Raw genomic sequence first — 18,170 nt, forward strand, 5'->3', positions numbered from 1 at the left:
GGGGTCGTCAGCTCCGGCTCGTCGCCGAGTACTCCTGTTCGGGGCGGCCGGTGCTGCCGTAGCGCAGGCTCATGCGCAGCGTGCCGGTGCCGACCAAGGTGGCCAGATAGCGCTGGGCGGTGGCGCGGGAGATGCCGATGGCGGTGGCCACCTCGCCGGCCGAGAGTGGCGCGCCCGCGGCCAGGATCGACTGGAGCACAAGGTCTTTGGTGGGGGAGGTGACGGTGGTACCCGCCGCGGCCGCGGCAGGCGCCGGCCGCAGTGCCTGCAGTGCCGCGTCGACCCTGGCGTTGTCCACCTGCGGCGTCGAGAGGATGCGCCGGTAGCGCGCGTACGCGGCCAGCCGCGCGGCGAGCTCGGTGTGCTGGAACGGCTTGACGAGAAAGGCCAGCGCGCCGGCCGACAGTGCCGCACGGACGGTGTCGCTGTCCGTGGACGCGGTGAGAACCATGGCATCACACCGTAGTTCGCGCACGAAGTCGACGCCGGAACCGTCGGGCAGGTACACGTCGACGAGCGCGAGATCGACCGGCCCCGCGTCGAGCACCGCTCGCGCGGCGGCCAGGGTGTTCGCGGTGCCCGCGACGGTGAATCCGGCGATGGAGTCCACGATTGCGGCATGCAGGTTGGCTACGCGGAAGTCGTCGTCGACGACGAGAACGGTTAGATCTGTTGGGGCCATGACACCTTGCTGTCTACGAGCACTCCGGGAATACGAGCGATGAATTCGGCGCCGGTCAGCGGTGGCGCGCCGCCGCGCGGACTGGCCAGGCGCACGTCACCGCCGTGCGTGCGGGCGATCTGGCGGATCAGCGCGAGCCCGACCCCGCGTCCGCCGGGCACGTCGCGCCCGTCGCGGGTCGAGGCGCCCTCGGTGAACAGCACCTCGATCAGCTCCGGCGCGACGCCGTCGCCGCTGTCGACCACGGTGATGTGCAACGTCGAATCCTCCTGTACCAGTTCGACTTCCACCTGTCGTACGGTATTCGACGACGCGTGCACGGCCTCGATCGCGTTGTCGAGCAGGTTGCCGAGCACGGTGGTGACGTCGACCGGGTCGGCGAGGCTGCCGTCCACCCAGGTATTGGGTCCGAGCACGAGCTCGACGCCGCCCTCCCGCGCGTGCGCGGCCTTCGCGGCGAGGAAGGCCTGCAGGTAGGCGTCGTGGATGGCGTCGATGCCCGGCGCGGCGGCGCCGAGCGGCCCGGCGCCGATCATCTCGTCCAGCGACCGTGACGCCTCCTCGGTGCGTCCGCTGTGCAGCAGGCCGCTGACCAGGTGCATCTTGTTGGAGAACTCGTGGCGCTGCGCGCGCAGCACGGTGCTCATCGACTCGACGGCGTCGAGCTGTCTGGTCAGCGCCTCGACGTCGGTGCGGTCGCGCACGGTGAGCACCGCGCCGAGGTCGCGACCGTCGCGGTGCACCGTGCGGGCCGCGACCACCACGATGTGCGAGCCGACCGTGGCCGAGGCGGGCTGCTCGTCGAGCCCGCGGAACACCTCGAGCACGCGCGGGGTCAAGCCGATCTCCGCTACCGGTCTGCCGGTTTCCGCGCCGATGCCGAGCAGCCTGCGCGCCTCGTCGTTGACGAACGTGGTGCGCCAGTGCGCGTCGACGGCGAGCACGCCGCGGCCGATGCCGTGCAACACCGCGGCCTGCCCGCGCACCAGCTCGGCGAGTTCTGCCGGTTCGAGCCCGAGCGTGAGCCCGCGCCAGCGCCGGGCGAGCACCATGGATCCGGCGATGCCGACCAGCAGCGCGGCGCCGACGAGCAGTCCCGCCGTGCGCAGGTCGTCGAGCAGTTGTTCGCGCACCGCGTCGGTGGCGATCCCGACGCTCACCGCGCCCACGATGCGGTCTGAATCGGGTTCGAGCACAGGTACTTTCGCGCGGACCGAAGCGCCGAGCGTGCCCCGCTCCTCGGCGATCACCTCGCGTCCGGCCAGCGCGCCCGACGGATCGGTGCTGACGTGCTCGGTGAGCCGCGCGGCGTCGGGATGGGCGAGCCGGATGCCCGCGTCGTCGGTGATCACCACGAACAGCGCGCCGGTGCGGTGGGTTGTGTCGACCGCGATGCGCTCGAGCGGCCCGTCGGCGAGCTGTCTGCGCAGCGCCGGATCGGCGGCGATGGCGCCGGGCGCGTACCGGGTCACCTCGCCGCGCACCACGGGATCGGCGGCGACCGTGCGGGCGATCGCGAGGGCGCGCTGGCCGTAACCGTCGCGCAGCCGCTGATCGCTGAGATAGCCGAAAACCGCGAAGGCGACGCCGAGGGTGAGGGTGACCACCACGATCTGCAGCAGCAGAACTTGAGTCCTCAATCGCACGGCCGGCGCGCCCTCAGTGGCCATTGGCGCAGCATAGACCACCCGCCCGGCGTGAGCAGAATGCGCAGAACCTCCGAATCGGCACATTGCACGGCTTGTGCGCACAAGCTCCGGCCTGTGACCCGGGCCACGTACGTTCGCTCTATCTCGACTCGCAGGAGCAAGAAAACATGACCAACCCACTCATCGAGCTGCGGAGCGCGACCAAGCGCTTCCCCGGCACCGGCGGCGGCATCCATACCGCCGTCAAGGACCTCGACCTGACGGTCCGTCCCGGCGAATTCGTCGCCGTGGTCGGCCCGACCGGTTGCGGCAAGTCCACCACGCTGTCGCTGGTCTCCGGTCTGGAGCCGGCCTCGGCGGGCCGGACGCTGGTGCGCGGCAAGGACGTCCATGGCATTCCGGACGGCATCGGCTACATGTTCCAGCAGGACGCGGTGCTGCCGTGGAAGAGCGTGCTGGACAACGTCGCACTCGGCCCCCGGCTGCGCGGCAAGTCGAAAGCCGAAGCGCGCGAGCAGGCTTCGGGATGGGTGCGCAAGGTCGGCCTGGCCGGGTTCGAAACCTACTATCCGCACCAGCTCTCCGGCGGCATGCGCAAGCGCGTCGCGCTGGCGCAGACGCTGGTGAACGACCCGGAAATCCTGCTGATGGACGAGCCGTTCAGCGCGCTCGACGTGCAGACCCGCCAGCTCATGCAGGACGAACTGCTGCGCGTGTGGGCGGGCACCGGCGCCGCCGTCGTCTTCGTCACCCACGATCTGGAGGAGGCGATCGTGCTCGCCGACCGGGTGATCGTGATGACGGCGAGCCCGGCGACGGTGTGCGGTGATTTCACCGTCGGCCTGCAGCGTCCGCGCGATGTCGAGGAGGTGCGGCTCACCACCGAGTTCCGCGATATCTATCGCGAGATCTGGGAAACGCTGCGCGATCAGGTCGAGGCGGCAAGAGCGGGCGGCCGGGGGACGGTCGCCGGCGCGGCAGGTAAGGAAGGTGCGTCCCGTGTCGCATGACATTCTCGAGCAGCCCGCGGCCGCGGTGGCGGTGCCGGAGAACGAATCCGAGGAGCAGATCCTCGCGCGGGTGCGCACCAACGCCAGGCGGGCCGCCATCCGCACCTGGGGACTGCGCGCGGCCCTGGTGGCCCTGTGGCTCGGCTCCTGGGAGCTCACCGCCTCGCTCTGGATCGACCCGTTCTTCTACTCCAAGCCGTCGCTGATCTGGTCGCGACTGGTCGAATGGTTCACCGACGGAACCCAATTCGGCTCGATCTGGCTGCAGATCTACACCACTGTGCAGGAGGCCGTGCTCGGCTTCGTGATCGGCACCGTCGCAGGCGTCGTGCTCGGCGTGCTGCTCGGGCGCAGCCGCTATTGGGCCGATGTGCTCGCGCCGTTCATCAAGGGGCTCAACGCCGTACCGCGCATCGTGCTCGCCTCGCTGTTCATCATCTGGTTCGGCCTCGGGTTGAGTTCCAAGGTCGCGACGGTGGTCGTGCTGGTGTTCTTCGCGGTGTTCTTCAACGCGTTCACCGGTGCGCGCGAGGTGGACGGCAACGTCATCAACAACGCGCGCATCCTCGGCGCGGGCAAGCGGCAGGTGCTCACCGCGATCGTGCTGCCCAGCGCGACCACCTGGATCCTGTCCAGCCTGCACACCGCCTTCGGCTTCGCGCTGATCGGGGCGGTGGTCGGTGAATACGCCGGTGCCAGTAAGGGTCTCGGCCTGCTGATCAGCAACGCGCAGGGCACCTTCGATTCGGCGGGCATCTACGCGGGCATGATCATCATCACCGTCATCGCGCTGCTCGCCGAGGGCGCGATCGGCTACGCGGAGAGCCGGTTGCTGAAATGGCGTCCGTCGCAGGCGAACACGGGCCACGGGATCTGAGCATGAGGTATCGCAAGCAGGTGACGATCGTCGTGCTGGCCGTCGCGGCGCTGCTGCTGGCCACGGGCTGCAGGGACTCGCGCCACATTCCGATGGTGAACGGGCGCCCGGAGATCACCATCATGGTCGGCGGGCTGGAGAAGGTGATCTATCTGCCCGCCATGCTCACCCAGCAGCTCGGCTACTTCGAGAGCAACGACATCGATGTGAAGCTGCTCGGCGAACAGTCCGGCGCGAACGCCGAGACCGCCTTGCTCACCGGCGATGTGCAGGCGGTGGTCGGCTTCTACGACCACACCATCGACCTGCAGGCCAAGGATCAGTGCATCCGCTCGGTGGTGCAGCTCTCGGATGTGCCGGGCGAGGTGGAGCTGGTGTCCAAGGTGGACGCGGACTCGATCAGGTCCACGGCCGATCTACGCGGCAAGAACCTGGGTGTCACCTCGCTCGGCTCCTCGACCGACTTCCTCACCCAGGCGCTCACCGGCCAGCAGGGCATGACCACCGCGGACTACACCCGGGTGAAAGTCGGTGCGGGACAGACGTTCATCGCCGGCATGAACCACAACGGCATCGACGCGGGCATGACCACCGACCCGACGGTGGCGCAGATGGTCAATTCCGGTGAGGCCGAGATCCTGGTCGACATGCGCACCGAGGCCGGTACCAGGGCCGCGCTCGGCGGTCTCTACCCGGCGACCTCGCTGTACATGAGCTGCGCGACCATCGATGCGCACCCGGACATCGTGCGCAAGCTGGCGGCGGCGTTCGTGCAGACCCTGCAGTGGATCAAGGCGCACACCCCGGAGGAGATCGCCGCGAAGATGCCGCCGCAGTACGCCAGCGCGGGCAAGGACCTCTACGTCCAGTCCATCCGCGACTCGATCGGCATGTTCAACGGCGACGGTTTGATGAAACTCGAAGGCGCCCAGAATGTGCTGAATATCCTCGGCAAGTACTCGAAGAACGTGCGGCCGGTCCGCGACCGGATCGACCTGTCGCAGACCTACACGACCAAGTTCGTAGAGGAGGCGTTGCGCGCTCCGAAGCAGTAGCGCGCGACGACGGCGGGCCATCCCGGGTATCCGGGGTGGCCCGCTGTCGTATGGGCACGCAACCGCACCGCCTTGCCCGGGGGCGAACCGTACGGCCGTTAGCCTGGGACGCATGAGCGCGCCTCCGTTCCGGTCGAGCCCGGCGGCCGAACGCATCCTGCGTACCGCCGCCGAGCTCATCGCCGTGCGCGGCTTCGCGGCCACCTCCACGCGCGACATCGCCGCCGCCGTCGGGGTGCGCCAACCCGCCATCTACAAGCACTTCTCCGCGAAGGACGACATCCTCGCCGCCCTGGTCCGGCTCGGCCTGGAACGCCCGCTGGCGCTGGCCGACGAACTCGCGCCGTTCGAGGCGCCCGCGGTGGTGAAGCTGCATCGCTGGCTCCGTGCGGCGCTGGAGCACCTGCACGAGTCGCCCTACGTGCTCGCGTCCATCCTGACCACCCAGGAGCTGACCAGGGAACGCTTCGCCGCCGAACTAGAGCTGGTCACCCGGCTCGATCGGGTCGTCATCGACCTGGTGCGCGCCGGTCAGCGCGAGGGTGACGTGCGTGCGATGGATCCGGTCTCCGGTGCGCGCCTGGTCCAGGCGCTCTTCGACGCCCTGGCGCTGCCGCAGATCGCGGTGCGCCCGGCGGAGATCGTCGAGTTCGCCATGGCCGGATTGCTCGCCGACCCCACCCGGCTGCCCGCGATCCAGCGGGCCGCGGATGCGTTACCCGTGTCTTGACCCGGGCGGATCGGCTACCGTCGTTCGGGTGATGGCGAGCCTTTCGGGGGGTGCTGAACGCGGTGGTGGGGGCGTGGTCGAGGAACCGGCCGGGTTGCCGCCACGCCGGACCATCGTGCTACCCGACGGGTCGACGATCGCGGTGCGGTTCGTGCCGGGCTCCGATCCCGTTCTGCTGCTCCATGGTTGGGCGCTGACCGCGGACGTGAACTTCTGTCACCTGATGCCCTCGGTCGCGGCCGAACACGGGCTCGTCGCGCTGGACATGCGCGGACACGGCCGCGGTCTGCCGCTGGCCGCCGACGAACGCTTCGACATCGCCCGATGCGCCGACGACGCGGCCTCGGTGCTCGACGCGCTCGGCATCGATCGGGTGGTGGTGTGCGGGTACTCGCTCGGCGGACCGGTGGGCCTGGAATTCGCACGGCGCCACCAGGATCGGGTGCGCGGGCTGGTGTTCGCGGCGACCGCGATGGCCTTCGACAGCCGGGCCGACCAGATCGGCCGGGTGTTCTTCCGCGGGTTACGGCCGCTCGCGCATCTCAGCGCGGGCATCGGCCGGACCCTGCCGCTGGCTTATTTCCGCAAGGCGCGAGCGCGGGTTCCTGAGGTGGACCGATTATGGCCGTGGCTGAATATCGAACTGGGACACTGTCATCCGCGCGTGATCGTCGACGTGATTCTCGCCGAGTACGCCTTCGACTTCCGGCCGCACGCGGCCGCACTCGCGGGGCTGCCCACCGCGGTGGTGGTCACCGCCCGCGACGGGGCGGTGCCACCGGCCGATCAGCGCGAACTGGCCGCGCTGCTCGGCGCCGAGGTCATCGAACTCGACGCCGCGCACGATGTCTTCCTGGCCGAGCCGGGCAAATACGTCACGGCGACCCGCACGGCGATCGGTCAGGTCTTGCGGGAACCGGCACCCTGACGCATTGCCTTCCGATCTCAGCCCTTGGCCGCCGCGGGCTCGGCCGCGTCTTTGGCCTTGAGCTCGGCCTTCCACTCCCGGAAGCCCTCTTCGGTGCGTCCGCTGCGCCAGTAGCCCGAGATCGACGCCGCCCATTCGGCGGGCACATTGTGTTCTCTGCGCACGTAGCGGCGCAGGTCGTGCATGACCGCCTTGGCCTCACCGTGGATGAAGACCTGGACCTGGCCGTCCTTCCACGGCGCGCTGCGCACGCTCTCGGCCAGCACCTCGCCCGGTGCGCGGCTGCCGCGGTGCAGCCAGGTGAGCTCGATGCCATCGGGCTTACGCAGCGGCAGTTCGTCATCCGGGCCCGCCACCTCGACGAACGCGTAGCCGACCGCGTCCGCGTCCATGGCTTCCAACGCAGCGGCGATGGCGGGCAGTGCCGCCTCGTCGCCGGCGAGCAGATGCCAATCGGCGTCGGACCTGGGCGCGTACGCGCCACCGGGGCCGTAGAGGTCGATGGTCGCACCGGGCTCGACCTCGGCCGCCCACGGTCCCGCGATGCCCTCGGCGCCGTGATACACGAAATCCGCGGCGAGCTCGCCCGCTTCCTGGTCGACCGAGCGGACGGTGTAGGTGCGCAGGACCTCGATGCCGTCGCGTTCGAAGATGAATTTGACGTAGGAATCGGTGAACTCGTTGTCCTTGAACGCGGCGAAACCGGGTCCGCCGAGGTGGACCCGGATCAGGTGCGGGCTCAGCCACTCGGTGCGCTGGACGGTGAGGGTGGTGCGAGGTCGGGCCATAGGGTAATCCTCCCACGATTAGAATTAGGGTTACCTTACTGACCCTACTCCTAGGTGATCGTGAACCGCGCGGCGCGGCGTTCGGAGCAACCGTCGACGCGGTGCCCGGGAGCGGTCGTCGCCGCGGAATGGCTCGGCCTCGGCGCCGTGTTCCGCGGCGCGTTGCGCAAAAGTGCGGAAGGCGTTGCGGCGGAACTGAAACTGCTTCCGCGGGTGTTCGCGGCCGTGGGTTCGGCGCGGCTTCCTGATGTCCGGTCGACTGATCACACGCGGCCCACCTGCGTATACGGCGATGCCCGGTACCGCGCGGGGTAGTGCCGCGTGGTGCTACCGGTAGCGTGACGTGTCGGCCGACGCGCAAACATGCGATGATCCCATGTTATGTGTCCGGGGTCACCGACCGACGATCCCGGCCGTCGCGTCGTTTGCCGCAAGAGAGAAGGACCGCACTATGACAGCCGCCGACCGTGAAGTATCGGACGCGGGAACACTGGACCACACCGGCACGGGCGACTCGGAGGGCTACGCGCGCGGCCTGAGCCCGCGCACCATTCAGATGATCGCGATCGGCGGCGCGATCGGCACCGGCCTGTTCTACGGTGCGGGCGGCGCGATCGAGCAGGCGGGCCCCGCGCTGATCCTGGCCTACCTCGCGGCGGGTCTGGCGATCTTCGTCATCATGCGTGCGCTGGGGGAGTTGCTCACCTATCGGCCGGTGTCGGGCAGCTTCGCCGAGTACGCGCACGAATTCCTCGGCCGCTTCGCGGGTTTCGTCACCGGCTGGTCCTATTGGGCGGTGTGGGTGGCCACCTGCATGGCCGAGATCACGGTCGCGGGCAAGTACGTGCAGTACTGGTTCGACATCGAGCCGTGGCTCACCGCGCTGGTGGTGCTTGCCGTGATGTTCGGGGCGAATCTGATCTCGGTGCGGCTCTTCGGTGAGGGCGAGTTCTGGTTCTCCGCGATCAAGGTCACCGCGATCATCGGCATGATTCTGCTCGGTATCGGCGTGCTGCTCATCGGCTTCGGTCACGCCGCCAACCCGACCGTCACCAACCTCTGGGCCGACGGCGGCGTGTTCCCGAACGGCTTCGGGCAGTCGCTGCTGGTGCTGCAGATCGTGCTGTTCGCCTACGTCGGCGTCGAACTCGTCGGTGTCACGGCCGGTGAGGCGCGTGACCCGCGCAAGACCCTGCGCAAGGCGATCAACACCCTGCCGTTCCGCATCGGCCTGTTCTACGTCGGCGCGCTGCTGGTGATCATGTCGGTGGCGAGCTGGCGCACCTTCCACGAGGGCAAGAGTCCCTTCGTCGAGGTGTTCCAGCAGATCGGCATCCCCGGCGCCGCGGGCATCATCAACTTCGTGCTGCTGACCGCGGCGCTGTCGTCGTGCAATTCGGGCATCTACTCGACCGGGCGCATGCTGCGCACCCTGTCGATGCACGGTGAGGCGCCATCGGCCCTGGCGAAGCTGAGCTCGCGTCAGGTGCCCTACGTCGGCATCAGCGCCTCGGCGGGCGCGATGGTGATCGGCGTGATCGTCAACGTCATCTCGCCGGACAAGGCCTTCGCCTACATCACCTCGGTGAGCACCATCGGCATCATCTTCGTCTGGGGCATCATCCTGGTCTGTCACCTGCGCTACCGGGCGCAGGTCGCGCGGGGCGAGCTGCCCGTCACCGACTACCGCCTGCCCGGCGCCCCGTACACCACCATCGCGGCGCTGGCGTTCCTGGCGCTGGTGGTCGTGCTGTTGTTCTGGACCGAGAGCGGACGCACCGCGCTCGTGGTCGGCCTGGTGTGGGCGGTGCTGGTCTCGGCCGGTTACCTGGGCCTGACGCGCCTCGGTTCGCGCGTCGCCGCGACGGCCGCCGAGAAGTAGGACAGCGGCCGGGCCCGCGTCCGCCGCGCGGCGCGGGCCCGGCGCACTACTCGCGTTCGGCTCGTGACCGGCGCGACGCGGGCCTTTGCGCAGGTGAGCGGCTCGGCGCGGGGTTGAAGAAGTTCAGCATCAGCCTGGTGATGTCGGCGAGGAACCGCTCCCGGGAGATGGGCGGCTGGTCGAGCACATAGCGGATCGTCAGATGCTCGACGGTGCGCACGAGCAGCCATGACGCGGCATCGAAGTCGACGTCGTCGGGCAGCGCCGCGCTGTGCATCGCGAGCGCGGCCCTGGCGATGCCGCCGATCTGCTGTTCGAAGGCGAAGACCGTGTCCGCCCCGCTGAGCCGCGGCGTCTGCTCGATCACCGCGCGCAGCAGCGCCGGATGCTCGCCGAGGGCGTCGAGCAGCACGGAAATCGCTGTGGGAATGGCGGTTTCGGGTGGTCGGCCCAGATTCGCCAGCACCGCGCCGTGCACCACGGTGGCGACCTCGGTATTGAATCGATCGATGACGGCGGTGACGATCGCGTCCTTGTCCGGGAAATACTGGTACAGCGAGCCGGGGCTGACCCCGGCCGCCGCGGCGATGCGATTGGTGGACGCGCCGTCGTAGCCATGCCGGATCAACACCTGCTGACCCGCGTCGACGATGCGCGCCACCATGGCGCGAGAGCGCTGCTGGCGCGGGGTTTTCCGGGTCCTCGGCGGCATCAGAAGACGAATTGAACGCGAGTATTTATTCGTGTCAGCATCGACTCATGGTGGCACACAATGACGTGGTGCACGAGGGTCGCCGTGTACCTGTTCCGCTCGGCCCGGACTCGTTGACCTGGAAGATCTTCGGCTCGCTGTACTTCGCGCCGAGCGGATTGTTCCTCGGCATGGTGCAGAACATGCACCCCGGTCTCGGCGCGGGCGTCGAGTATCACTCGCAGATCCAGGACGAGTTCTATCAGCGCGTGCTGCGTTCGGCGTATCCGATCGTCGGCGTGGTGTTCGACGGCCCGCGCGCCGAGCGCACCGCGCGCGAGATCGTCGACTACCACCGCACCATCAAGGGCCGTGACGAGCGGGGGCGGCGCTATCACGCCCTGGACCCCGGGACCTTCTACTGGGCGCACGCGGTGTTCTTCGTGCAGACCTTGCGCGCCGGTGAGCTGTTCATGGGCGGGCTGACGCCCGCGCAACGCGAGCAGCTCTGGCGCGAACAGTACCAGTGGTACGAGATGTACGGGATGAGCATGCGTGTCGTGCCGAAGAGCTGGCCGGAGTTCCAGGAGTACTGGAACGACATGTGCGAGAACGTCTTGGAGCCGACCAAGGCCGCGTGGGAGGTGTATCGGCTGGCCGAGCGGGCGCCGGTGCCGCCGTTCCCGATCGTGAACATGCTGCCTGAACCGTTGTGGAACAGGCTGGTTCGCCCGGCCGGTGCCAGGTTCTACCAGTTCGTCACCATCGGGCTGTGTGATCCGGCGATCCGGCGCACGATGGGCTTCGACTGGACCGAGCGCGATCAGTTCTGGTTCGAGCGCTGGTGCGCGTTGTTCACCGCGATGAATCGGCTGACCCCCGACGAGATCCGCTACTTCTTCCCGCGGATCCGGGCCGGGCGACGGCGCGCCCGCGGCGCGCGCCCCGCGACGCTGCCGCCGCCCGAGGCGCCCGAATTGTTGTGGCCCGCACCGCAGGACCGCGACGACCCTAAGCACTACTGCCCGGTGCACGCCGATCACGGAAGCACGCCGGTGACGAGATTCCGCCAATTGACAGGATTCTGACCGATGCTCGAAGTGCAGACCGACCATCCTTACGACTACTACTACCGGCCGGGGATGGCGCTGCGGCCGGCACCGCCGCGCGCCGTCGCCTCCGAACTGTGGTACGAGCCGAGAAAAGCGATCCTGTCGCCCTGGCTGCGCGTGCGGCCGGTGCCGGTCGAGACACCGCGCACCCGCCTGATGGCCGACCATCTCTGGCAGGGTGACGAGCCGATGGATCGGCTGGTCGCCGCCTTCGCCAGGATCGGCACCGCCGCGGGCAGGCGCCTGCTCGACCAGGCGCTCGACCACGGCATCGACACGGTGCCGGACGCACCGCCGGAACTGGTTTCGCTGTTCGAGAGCCTGGATCAGCCGCCGGACTGGTATGACCCGCGGCTGTGGGAGCGCGGCCGTCGCCTGTGGATCAACGTGTCCACCTCGGGGAAGCTCGCGATGGGCGTGCAGGACTTCATGGGCACGTTCGTGGGTGCGGAGGTGGCTTCGGCGACCGGTGCCACCGGCCGCTTCGTCAACGACCCGTACCGGCGAAACCTGGAGACCGCCACCTGGTTCCGCAACGTCACCGTGCGCGGCGGGATGGACCGGTGGTCGCCGGTGTTCAAGGACACGGTGCGGGTGCGGCTGATGCACGCGCAGGTGCGCGCCGGCCTGCGCCGGGCCTGGGGCCCAGAGCATTTCGCCGTGCACGGCAACCCCATCTCGAACAGCACGATGATGGGCGCGGCCGTGACGTTCGGGCTGTCCCCGATGTGCTTCGACCACGCCAACGGACGTCCGTGCACCGAAGACCAATTGAACGCCGTGATGCACTACTGGGCCTACATCGCCTACGTCTTCGGGGTGGCCGACGAGCTGATCCCGCGTTCGGCGATCGAAGGACTGGAGATGTCGGACTACATGGTCGCGACCGCGGGCACTGCGCCGGAGTGGACCGCGAACATGGCGGGTGCGGCGACGCATCGACTCGCGGGCGTCGGGCTCGCCGATCGCCTGAAGGTCCAGGCGACGGCACCGCTCGTCGGCTTGCTCGCCTACTTCAGTAGCGCCGGACTGGTGCGAGAACTCCTGCGCGACACGCCTTTACACAGCGTGCCGATCCAGCCGTGGGCCGCGCTGACGGGCGTGCTGGCCGGGCTCGACGTCCGGCTGCGCGCCCTGGACGACAAACTGCCGGGCGCCGAGCAGCGCAGGGCGCGCCGCGCCGCGGGTGACGATCCGGTGTGGCGGCGCAACACCCAGGTGGCCAAGCTGCTCGCCGCCCGCGTCGGCATCTACGGCACGCCCTACGACCAGCACGACAACTCGGCGGCGGGGCTCAACCGTTGCCCCGTCCGATGATTCGGCCCGACCCGATCGTGGTGGGGCTGCATCGCTCCGGCCGGACCGTCACGGTCCCGCCCGAGCTCACCGTGCTGGAAGCCCTGGAGCGTGCGGGCGTCTCGATTCCGTCGCTGTGCCGGGCCGGTATCTGTGGTACCTGCGAAACTCGCGTTGTCGCGGTGCCCCCGCGCGTCATTCGTCCGTGTGTCACCCCGGGTGGCGTCGGCGCCGGGTTGATGCTGGATCTTTGAGCTCGTTTGTCCGCCAACGGGTTCGGCAAGCTGGTCGATCCATTCGGACTGGCGCCACGCAACGCCGAGTCGTGGCGATATCCGCGACGCTTACCGCGGCTGATCGTTCAGCCCCCGGCAATCGCAGCACCCTCGTGAACGAGTGTGCCCGATAGGGGGCGATCAGCTGCGCAACAATGTCCTGATCCCCAGCACGGCGCCGACCAGCCCTAGCGCCGCGGCGAGCACCGCCGAAACCGCTACGCCGCCGAACAATTCGGCGTCGCTGCCCGCGACCAGGAGCACCGCGGCGGCGACGACGCAGGCCGCGGCGAACAGCGCGGTGATCAGGCGCTGGGCCAGATCGGAGAGGAACGCGCGATCGGCCGGGTGCTCGAAGACGCGCACGTCGACGCGGAAGCGCCCCGCCGCCAGGTCCGCGCTGATCTGGTCTATTTGTCCCGGAAGTCGTTGCAGCACCGGGAGTACCGCCAGTGCCTGGCCCTTGGCGCGAATCGCGAGGCGTTCGGGGGCGAGCATCGGCGCGAGGATGTCCTCGCTCGCGTGCCGCGCCGCGACCAAGAGATCGAAGGCGGGATCGAGCAGCAGCAGCGTGCCCTCCACGGAAGCGAGGGTGCGGAAGACACCGGCCACCTGTCCCGGGATGGCGAACCCGGCCGCCGCGATGAGCCCGATCATCTCCGTGAACAGCGCTATGCTGCCGCGCGCACCGAAGCCCCCGCGGAAACGGACGATCACCTGCCCGATCCGCCGTTCGAACGAGCGCCGGTCGAAGTCGGCGGGCTCGCCGAGCAGGCGCAGCATGGCGTCGGTCGCGCCGACCGAATCGTCGCCGTCGATGGCGACGAGGAACGCGGCGATGGCCAGCCGCTCGGTTTCGTCGAGCCGCCCGACCGCGCCGAAGTCGAGCAGGCCCAGCCGCCCCCGCTCGTCGACGAGCACGTTGCCAGGGTGCAGATCGGCGTGGAAGACGCCGGTGACCAGGATCTGCCGCAGTGTTTCCGTCAGCAGGGTCGCCGCGGCGGCCGCCCGGGTGGGGGAGTCCAGACCGGCGAGCACCTTGCCTGCCGAGCCGACCGGGACGCCGTCGAGGCGCTGCATCACGAGCATGCTGGGCGAGCAGAACTCGGGGTACGCGACCGGGATCGTGATCGCCGAATCGGCCATCGCCGCAGCGAGATTGCGCATGTTGCCGAGCTCGACGGTGTAGTCGAGCTCCTCGGTCAGCGAGGCGGCGAAGCCGGCGACGAGGTCGGTCACGCCCATCTCCCGCGCCCACGCCGCGTCGCGTTCGAGCTTGCGCGCGAACCGCGCCATGATCTGCAGATCGCGGGCGACCTGCGTGCGCGCGCCGGGCCGCTGCACCTTGACGACCACCCGGCTGCCGTCGGTGAGCACCGCGGCGTGCGCCTGGCCGACCGACGCGGCGGCCAGCGGTTCGTGTTCGATCGAGGCGAAGACCTCGGTGGCCGGACGGCCGAGCTGGGCGGCGAGCAGCAACTCCACCTGTGCCCACGGCAGCGGCGCCGCGTCGGTCTGCAGCGTGGCCAGCTGGTCGGCGATCGCCGCGGGCACGACATCCCTTCGGGTGGAAAGCATTTGGCCGAGCTTCACGAAGGTGACACCGGCGTCGTCGAGCGCGCCGCGCAGATCGGCCGCCGCCGCGCTGGTGCGGTCCGGATGGGCGCGCGAGCCGCGCAGCAGAAAGCCGCCCAGGCCGTGCCGCAGCAGTACACCGAGCAATTGCCGGTACCGGATCGCCTCCTGCCGCGACCGCCGCCAGCGGCGCACCAGCGCGAGCGGGCCGGGCACCGAGCCGCTGGGCACGATGATCTCGGCGACGTAGAGCACCGCGAGCAGCAAGACGAAGATCCACGCCCACAGCAGCACCACCACGGTGGCCGCGCCCCAGGGCGCGGCGATCTGCCCCGCGTCGTCGACCAGGCCGAGCCGGCGTGCCAACGCGGTCGCCGCCGCCGACCCGGCCACCGGGAACACCGCGGACAGCAGCATCGTCCGCGGCCAGCCCACCGGCGTCCCGATCACCCGGCGGGCGACGCTCGCGACGAGCCAGACCAGCAGCACCCACCCGGCTAGCACGAAAAGCGCTGATACCACTGTCATCACGACCACCCGCGATTCGCCATGCGCCGAGCATGCCGCAGCCCCCGCGCGCTGACCATCGGGGAACACCCTGATGCCTCAGGGTGGAGCGGTGCGGCACAACGGTCCGCCGACTCCGCACAGTACTGTTCGTGATCAGGCGGCTGGGCTCGCGTCGACGGTTTTGCGGGCGGGCATGCAGGCCGACGCGAGCAGCATGACCACCGCCATCACCGTCACCGTGACGAACACCAGGTGCACCGCCGAGGACAGCGCGGCCGGGGCGGGATGATCGGTGTCGCCGACCTTGGCGTTTACGATCGCGCCGAACACCGCGACGCCGACCGCGCTGCCGATGGAACGGGCGAACATGTTGGCCGAGGTCACCACGCCGCGTTCGGCCCACTCCGCGCTCGCCTGCGCGGCGATCAGCGTGGGCGCGGCGACCAGGCCCATGCCCGCGCCGATCAGGAAACACGACGCCGCGACCTGCCACAGCGTCGAGTTCTCGTTGATCAGCAGGGTGGTCGCGGCGCCAACGGTGGCCAGTCCACTGCCGATCAGCGCGGTGGACCGAAAACCGAGGCGAAGGTACACCTTTCCGGCGAGCGAGGCCGCGATCGGCCAGCCGAGCGTGAGCGCGCCGACGGTGAGCCCGGCGACGAGCGCGCCGGTGCCGAGCACGCCCTGCGTGAAAGTCGGCACGTAGGAGGTCAATCCGAGCAGGATGGCGCCGACCAGCACGCCGATCACGCTGCTCGCGACGAGTACCCGCCGGGTGAACACCCACAGCGGCAGCACCGGATTCGCGGCCCGTCGTTCCACCAGCCCGAACAGCACGAGCAGCAGCGCGCCACCGGCGAAGATGGCCAGGCTTATCGGCGAACCCCAGGCCCAGGCCTGTCCGCCCTCGAGCAGACCGAGGATCAGCGCGCCCGCGCCGATGGTCAGCAGCGCGGCGCCGAGATAGTCCACCTGTTGCTTGCGGCGCGGCGCGCTTTCGTGGAAGCTGCGCACCAGCATCCAGCCGGCCACGGCCGAGAGCGGCAGGTTGATCAGGAAGATCCAACGCCAACTGAGGTAGTCGGCGAACACGCCGCCGAGCAGCGGTCCGGCCACCGACGACAACGCCCAGATGCTGGCCAGGTAGCCCTGCACCTTGGCGCGCTCGGTGAGGGTGTAGAGGTCGCCCGCGATGGTCATGGTCATCGGCTGGATCGCGCCCGCGCCGATGCCCTGCACCGCGCGGAAGATGATCAGGCCGAGCATGCTGGTCGCGAGCCCGCACAGCAGCGAGCCGAGCGCGAACACGGCGACACCGAAGAGAATGACCGGCTTGCGGCCGACGGTGTCGGCGATCTTGCCGTAGATCGGGACCGTAACCGCCTGCGCCAGTAGGTAGATGGAGAACAGCCACGGGAACTGGGCGAATCCGCCGAGGCTGCTGGTGATCGTGAGCACCGCGGTGGCGATGATGGTCGAGTCCAAGGCGACCAGTCCGGTGGCGAGCATCAACGAGCCGAGAATGGCGCCGCGCTCGGAACGAAGGCCCACGGACGACTGCACAGTCTCGGTCGCCACGCGCGGCCCCTCTCGTTTGCTCAACTAACCACCAACAATGAACGTATCGTCGGCCGAGCTATTCCCGCATGGCAATTTTCCGCCGCGGGTGACCGAGGGCCGTGGTTCGTGACTCGGCGGTGGACGGCCGGCGACGGGCGCGCCCGTGGCGTACGGCCGGGGGATGGCCGTCGCATGAACACCTGCGCATGCGGCGACACCGGCAAATCGGCGCGGTGTTGGGGACGCGCACAAATGGTTTTGTTACTTACTCCAGACTCGGCAAACAATGGGCAATCATATTGCCGAGACGCTATGTCGCGTGTGTTGGTGAGCAAAGTTTCAGGTAGTTGAATGGCGCGCGGTGCGCGGTTAACCCGGCTCGTCCAATCCGCCCCAATCGGGCGAAAAATCACCGCAAATCAGACTTTCCGCGCTGGTTACATGTGGAGGTATTTACTCCGTATATCGGCGGTGGTCCACCTCACAGGATCTTCCAGATGGAAGCTGTAGACAGTTATCTCAGTACGGGCGTACTGTCTGGCCGATGTGTTCAGGACCAGCGAGTAGGTGATGCGTCAGCTCGGGCAGTAGAGCGAATTTCACTGATGTGCGCTGAGTCTCCCCAGGGAATAGTTGTAACGCAAGGACGCGGACGACCCCATTCCATTCAGATACAAGATACCGACCCGACCGGAAGTGAACGGGGCTCCCCGATGGAAATCTTCTGCATAGTAATGCTCGTCTATCTCGTATTCGCAGAGCCATTCTTCGAGATATTCTCGGTTCGCGTATTCACGCGGGAATTCGGGCAGCGCTCGGACGCGCGCGTTCGCCTGTATCAGGGCGGCGTGTTCCGGACCTGGGCCACCCTCGTCGTCATCCTGATCGCCTTCGCGATCAGCGGCACCTCGGTGCGCGAGCTCGGCCTGACCCACTTCGACACCTCGGTCTTCCGTGGTCTCTCGCTGCCCGAGCAGATCATCGGCCTCGCCATCATCGCCATCTATGTCTCGTATCTCCTTGGGCCCGTGCTCATTCCGCTGGTCGGCGGGCGTGCGGGCAAGGACTGGATCGCCGCCAAGATCGAGTACGTCGTCTTCATCACGCCGGCGAACTCGATCGAGCGGTTCTGGTGGCTGGCCAACTCGTTCAGCACGCCCGCCGAGGAGGTCGTCTATCGCGGTTTCACCCTCTACGCGGTCGCGCTGCTGTGGCCGGACCTGCCGTTCTGGGCACTGATCATCCTCGCCGGCGGTGTCATCGACGGCCTGCGCCACGGTTTCCGTCCCGCGGTCGCCGCGCAGGTGATCTTCGGCGGCGTCGCCCTCACGCTGATGTACAAACTCACCGGTGCGATCTGGCCGACCATCGCCGTGAAGCTATTCCATGACCTGCGCGTTCTCGCATTCCCGCTGGCCCAGGCCCGCCAGAACCTGGCCGCCCGGGGATTGTCCGAGATTCCGGGGAAAACCCGCACCGAACAGAATGTCCCCGCCGTCGCGGACAATCCTGACAACTCCGTGGAGTCTCGTACTTCTGTTTCTACGTAG

At 68.7% G+C, this 18,170-nt stretch carries 16 protein-coding genes; 10 read left to right on the top strand and 6 right to left on the bottom strand.

Going from position 1 to position 18,170, the window contains the following annotated elements; translation table 11 throughout:
• Nucleotides 1-7 precede the first annotated feature (7 nt).
• Nucleotides 8-682, bottom strand: coding sequence for a response regulator transcription factor (locus tag F5X71_RS15425; RefSeq protein ID WP_167462586.1), 675 nt, complete (start codon nucleotides 680-682; stop codon nucleotides 8-10).
• The gene (locus F5X71_RS15430; protein WP_174817075.1) at nucleotides 664-2,352 is read right to left on the bottom strand and encodes an ATP-binding protein; all 1,689 of its coding nucleotides are present in this window, start codon (nucleotides 2,350-2,352) and stop codon (nucleotides 664-666) included. Before F5X71_RS15430 ends, F5X71_RS15425 begins: the two co-directional genes overlap by 19 nt.
• A gap of 146 nt (nucleotides 2,353-2,498) precedes the next feature.
• Between F5X71_RS15430 and F5X71_RS15435 the strand changes: the two genes are divergently transcribed.
• From F5X71_RS15435 to F5X71_RS15455, 5 genes are all read left to right on the top strand, one after another.
• On the top strand, nucleotides 2,499-3,341 hold the full coding sequence (locus F5X71_RS15435) for an ABC transporter ATP-binding protein (RefSeq protein WP_167462587.1): 843 nt from the start codon (nucleotides 2,499-2,501) through the stop codon (nucleotides 3,339-3,341).
• Nucleotides 3,331-4,218 (top strand): ABC transporter permease, encoded by an 888-nt coding sequence (locus F5X71_RS15440; RefSeq protein ID WP_174817076.1) that lies wholly within the window; start codon nucleotides 3,331-3,333, stop codon nucleotides 4,216-4,218. The genes F5X71_RS15435 and F5X71_RS15440 overlap by 11 nt, the downstream gene beginning before the upstream one ends.
• A gap of 2 nt (nucleotides 4,219-4,220) precedes the next feature.
• Entirely contained in the window at nucleotides 4,221-5,273 is a 1,053-nt protein-coding gene (locus tag F5X71_RS15445) for an ABC transporter substrate-binding protein (protein WP_167462588.1), read from the top strand.
• 112 nt (nucleotides 5,274-5,385) lie between these two features.
• The gene (locus tag F5X71_RS15450) at nucleotides 5,386-6,003 is read left to right on the top strand and encodes a TetR/AcrR family transcriptional regulator (protein WP_167462589.1); all 618 of its coding nucleotides are present in this window, start codon (nucleotides 5,386-5,388) and stop codon (nucleotides 6,001-6,003) included.
• A gap of 73 nt (nucleotides 6,004-6,076) precedes the next feature.
• The gene (locus F5X71_RS15455; protein ID WP_167462590.1) at nucleotides 6,077-6,931 is read left to right on the top strand and encodes an alpha/beta fold hydrolase; all 855 of its coding nucleotides are present in this window, start codon (nucleotides 6,077-6,079) and stop codon (nucleotides 6,929-6,931) included.
• Nucleotides 6,932-6,948: 17 nt separating this feature from the next.
• Here the strand turns inward: F5X71_RS15455 and F5X71_RS15460 are convergent, their stop codons facing one another.
• Complete coding sequence (locus F5X71_RS15460) at nucleotides 6,949-7,719, bottom strand: siderophore-interacting protein (RefSeq protein ID WP_167462591.1); 771 nt, start codon at nucleotides 7,717-7,719, stop codon at nucleotides 6,949-6,951.
• A 451-nt stretch (nucleotides 7,720-8,170) separates the two neighbouring features.
• Here F5X71_RS15460 and F5X71_RS15465 point away from each other — a divergent pair, with 451 nt between their 5' ends.
• Nucleotides 8,171-9,601 carry an amino acid permease gene (locus tag F5X71_RS15465; RefSeq protein ID WP_167462592.1) on the top strand — a complete coding sequence of 477 codons (1,431 nt, stop codon included), beginning with the start codon at nucleotides 8,171-8,173 and terminating at the stop codon, nucleotides 9,599-9,601.
• 46 nt (nucleotides 9,602-9,647) lie between these two features.
• On the opposite strand, the gene F5X71_RS15470 is transcribed toward F5X71_RS15465, so the two are convergent.
• Nucleotides 9,648-10,265: a TetR/AcrR family transcriptional regulator gene (locus F5X71_RS15470; RefSeq protein WP_167462593.1), complete on the bottom strand. Its 618-nt coding sequence runs from the start codon at nucleotides 10,263-10,265 to the stop codon at nucleotides 9,648-9,650.
• A gap of 95 nt (nucleotides 10,266-10,360) precedes the next feature.
• Here F5X71_RS15470 and F5X71_RS15475 point away from each other — a divergent pair, with 95 nt between their 5' ends.
• Genes F5X71_RS15475 through F5X71_RS15485 form a run of 3 tightly spaced genes read left to right on the top strand, consistent with a single transcriptional unit; the run spans nucleotide 10,361 to nucleotide 12,954 of the window.
• Nucleotides 10,361-11,380, top strand: a complete 1,020-nt coding sequence (locus F5X71_RS15475; RefSeq protein ID WP_167462594.1) for an oxygenase MpaB family protein — start codon at nucleotides 10,361-10,363, stop codon at nucleotides 11,378-11,380.
• A gap of 3 nt (nucleotides 11,381-11,383) precedes the next feature.
• Nucleotides 11,384-12,721, top strand: coding sequence for an oxygenase MpaB family protein (locus F5X71_RS15480; protein ID WP_167462595.1), 1,338 nt, complete (start codon nucleotides 11,384-11,386; stop codon nucleotides 12,719-12,721).
• Entirely contained in the window at nucleotides 12,718-12,954 is a 237-nt protein-coding gene (locus tag F5X71_RS15485; protein ID WP_167462596.1) for a 2Fe-2S iron-sulfur cluster-binding protein, read from the top strand. Before F5X71_RS15480 ends, F5X71_RS15485 begins: the two co-directional genes overlap by 4 nt.
• A gap of 162 nt (nucleotides 12,955-13,116) precedes the next feature.
• Here the strand turns inward: F5X71_RS15485 and F5X71_RS15490 are convergent, their stop codons facing one another.
• The gene (locus F5X71_RS15490; protein WP_167462597.1) at nucleotides 13,117-15,078 is read right to left on the bottom strand and encodes an ABC1 kinase family protein; all 1,962 of its coding nucleotides are present in this window, start codon (nucleotides 15,076-15,078) and stop codon (nucleotides 13,117-13,119) included.
• Nucleotides 15,079-15,213: 135 nt separating this feature from the next.
• The gene (locus tag F5X71_RS15495) at nucleotides 15,214-16,638 is read right to left on the bottom strand and encodes an MDR family MFS transporter (protein ID WP_167462598.1); all 1,425 of its coding nucleotides are present in this window, start codon (nucleotides 16,636-16,638) and stop codon (nucleotides 15,214-15,216) included.
• Nucleotides 16,639-17,117: 479 nt separating this feature from the next.
• Here F5X71_RS15495 and F5X71_RS15500 point away from each other — a divergent pair, with 479 nt between their 5' ends.
• Nucleotides 17,118-18,170 carry a CPBP family intramembrane glutamic endopeptidase gene (locus F5X71_RS15500; RefSeq protein WP_167462599.1) on the top strand — a complete coding sequence of 351 codons (1,053 nt, stop codon included), beginning with the start codon at nucleotides 17,118-17,120 and terminating at the stop codon, nucleotides 18,168-18,170.

Origin of the sequence: Nocardia brasiliensis (assembly GCF_011801125.1) — a bacterium.
In the GTDB taxonomy this organism is placed as follows: domain Bacteria; phylum Actinomycetota; class Actinomycetes; order Mycobacteriales; family Mycobacteriaceae; genus Nocardia; species Nocardia brasiliensis_C.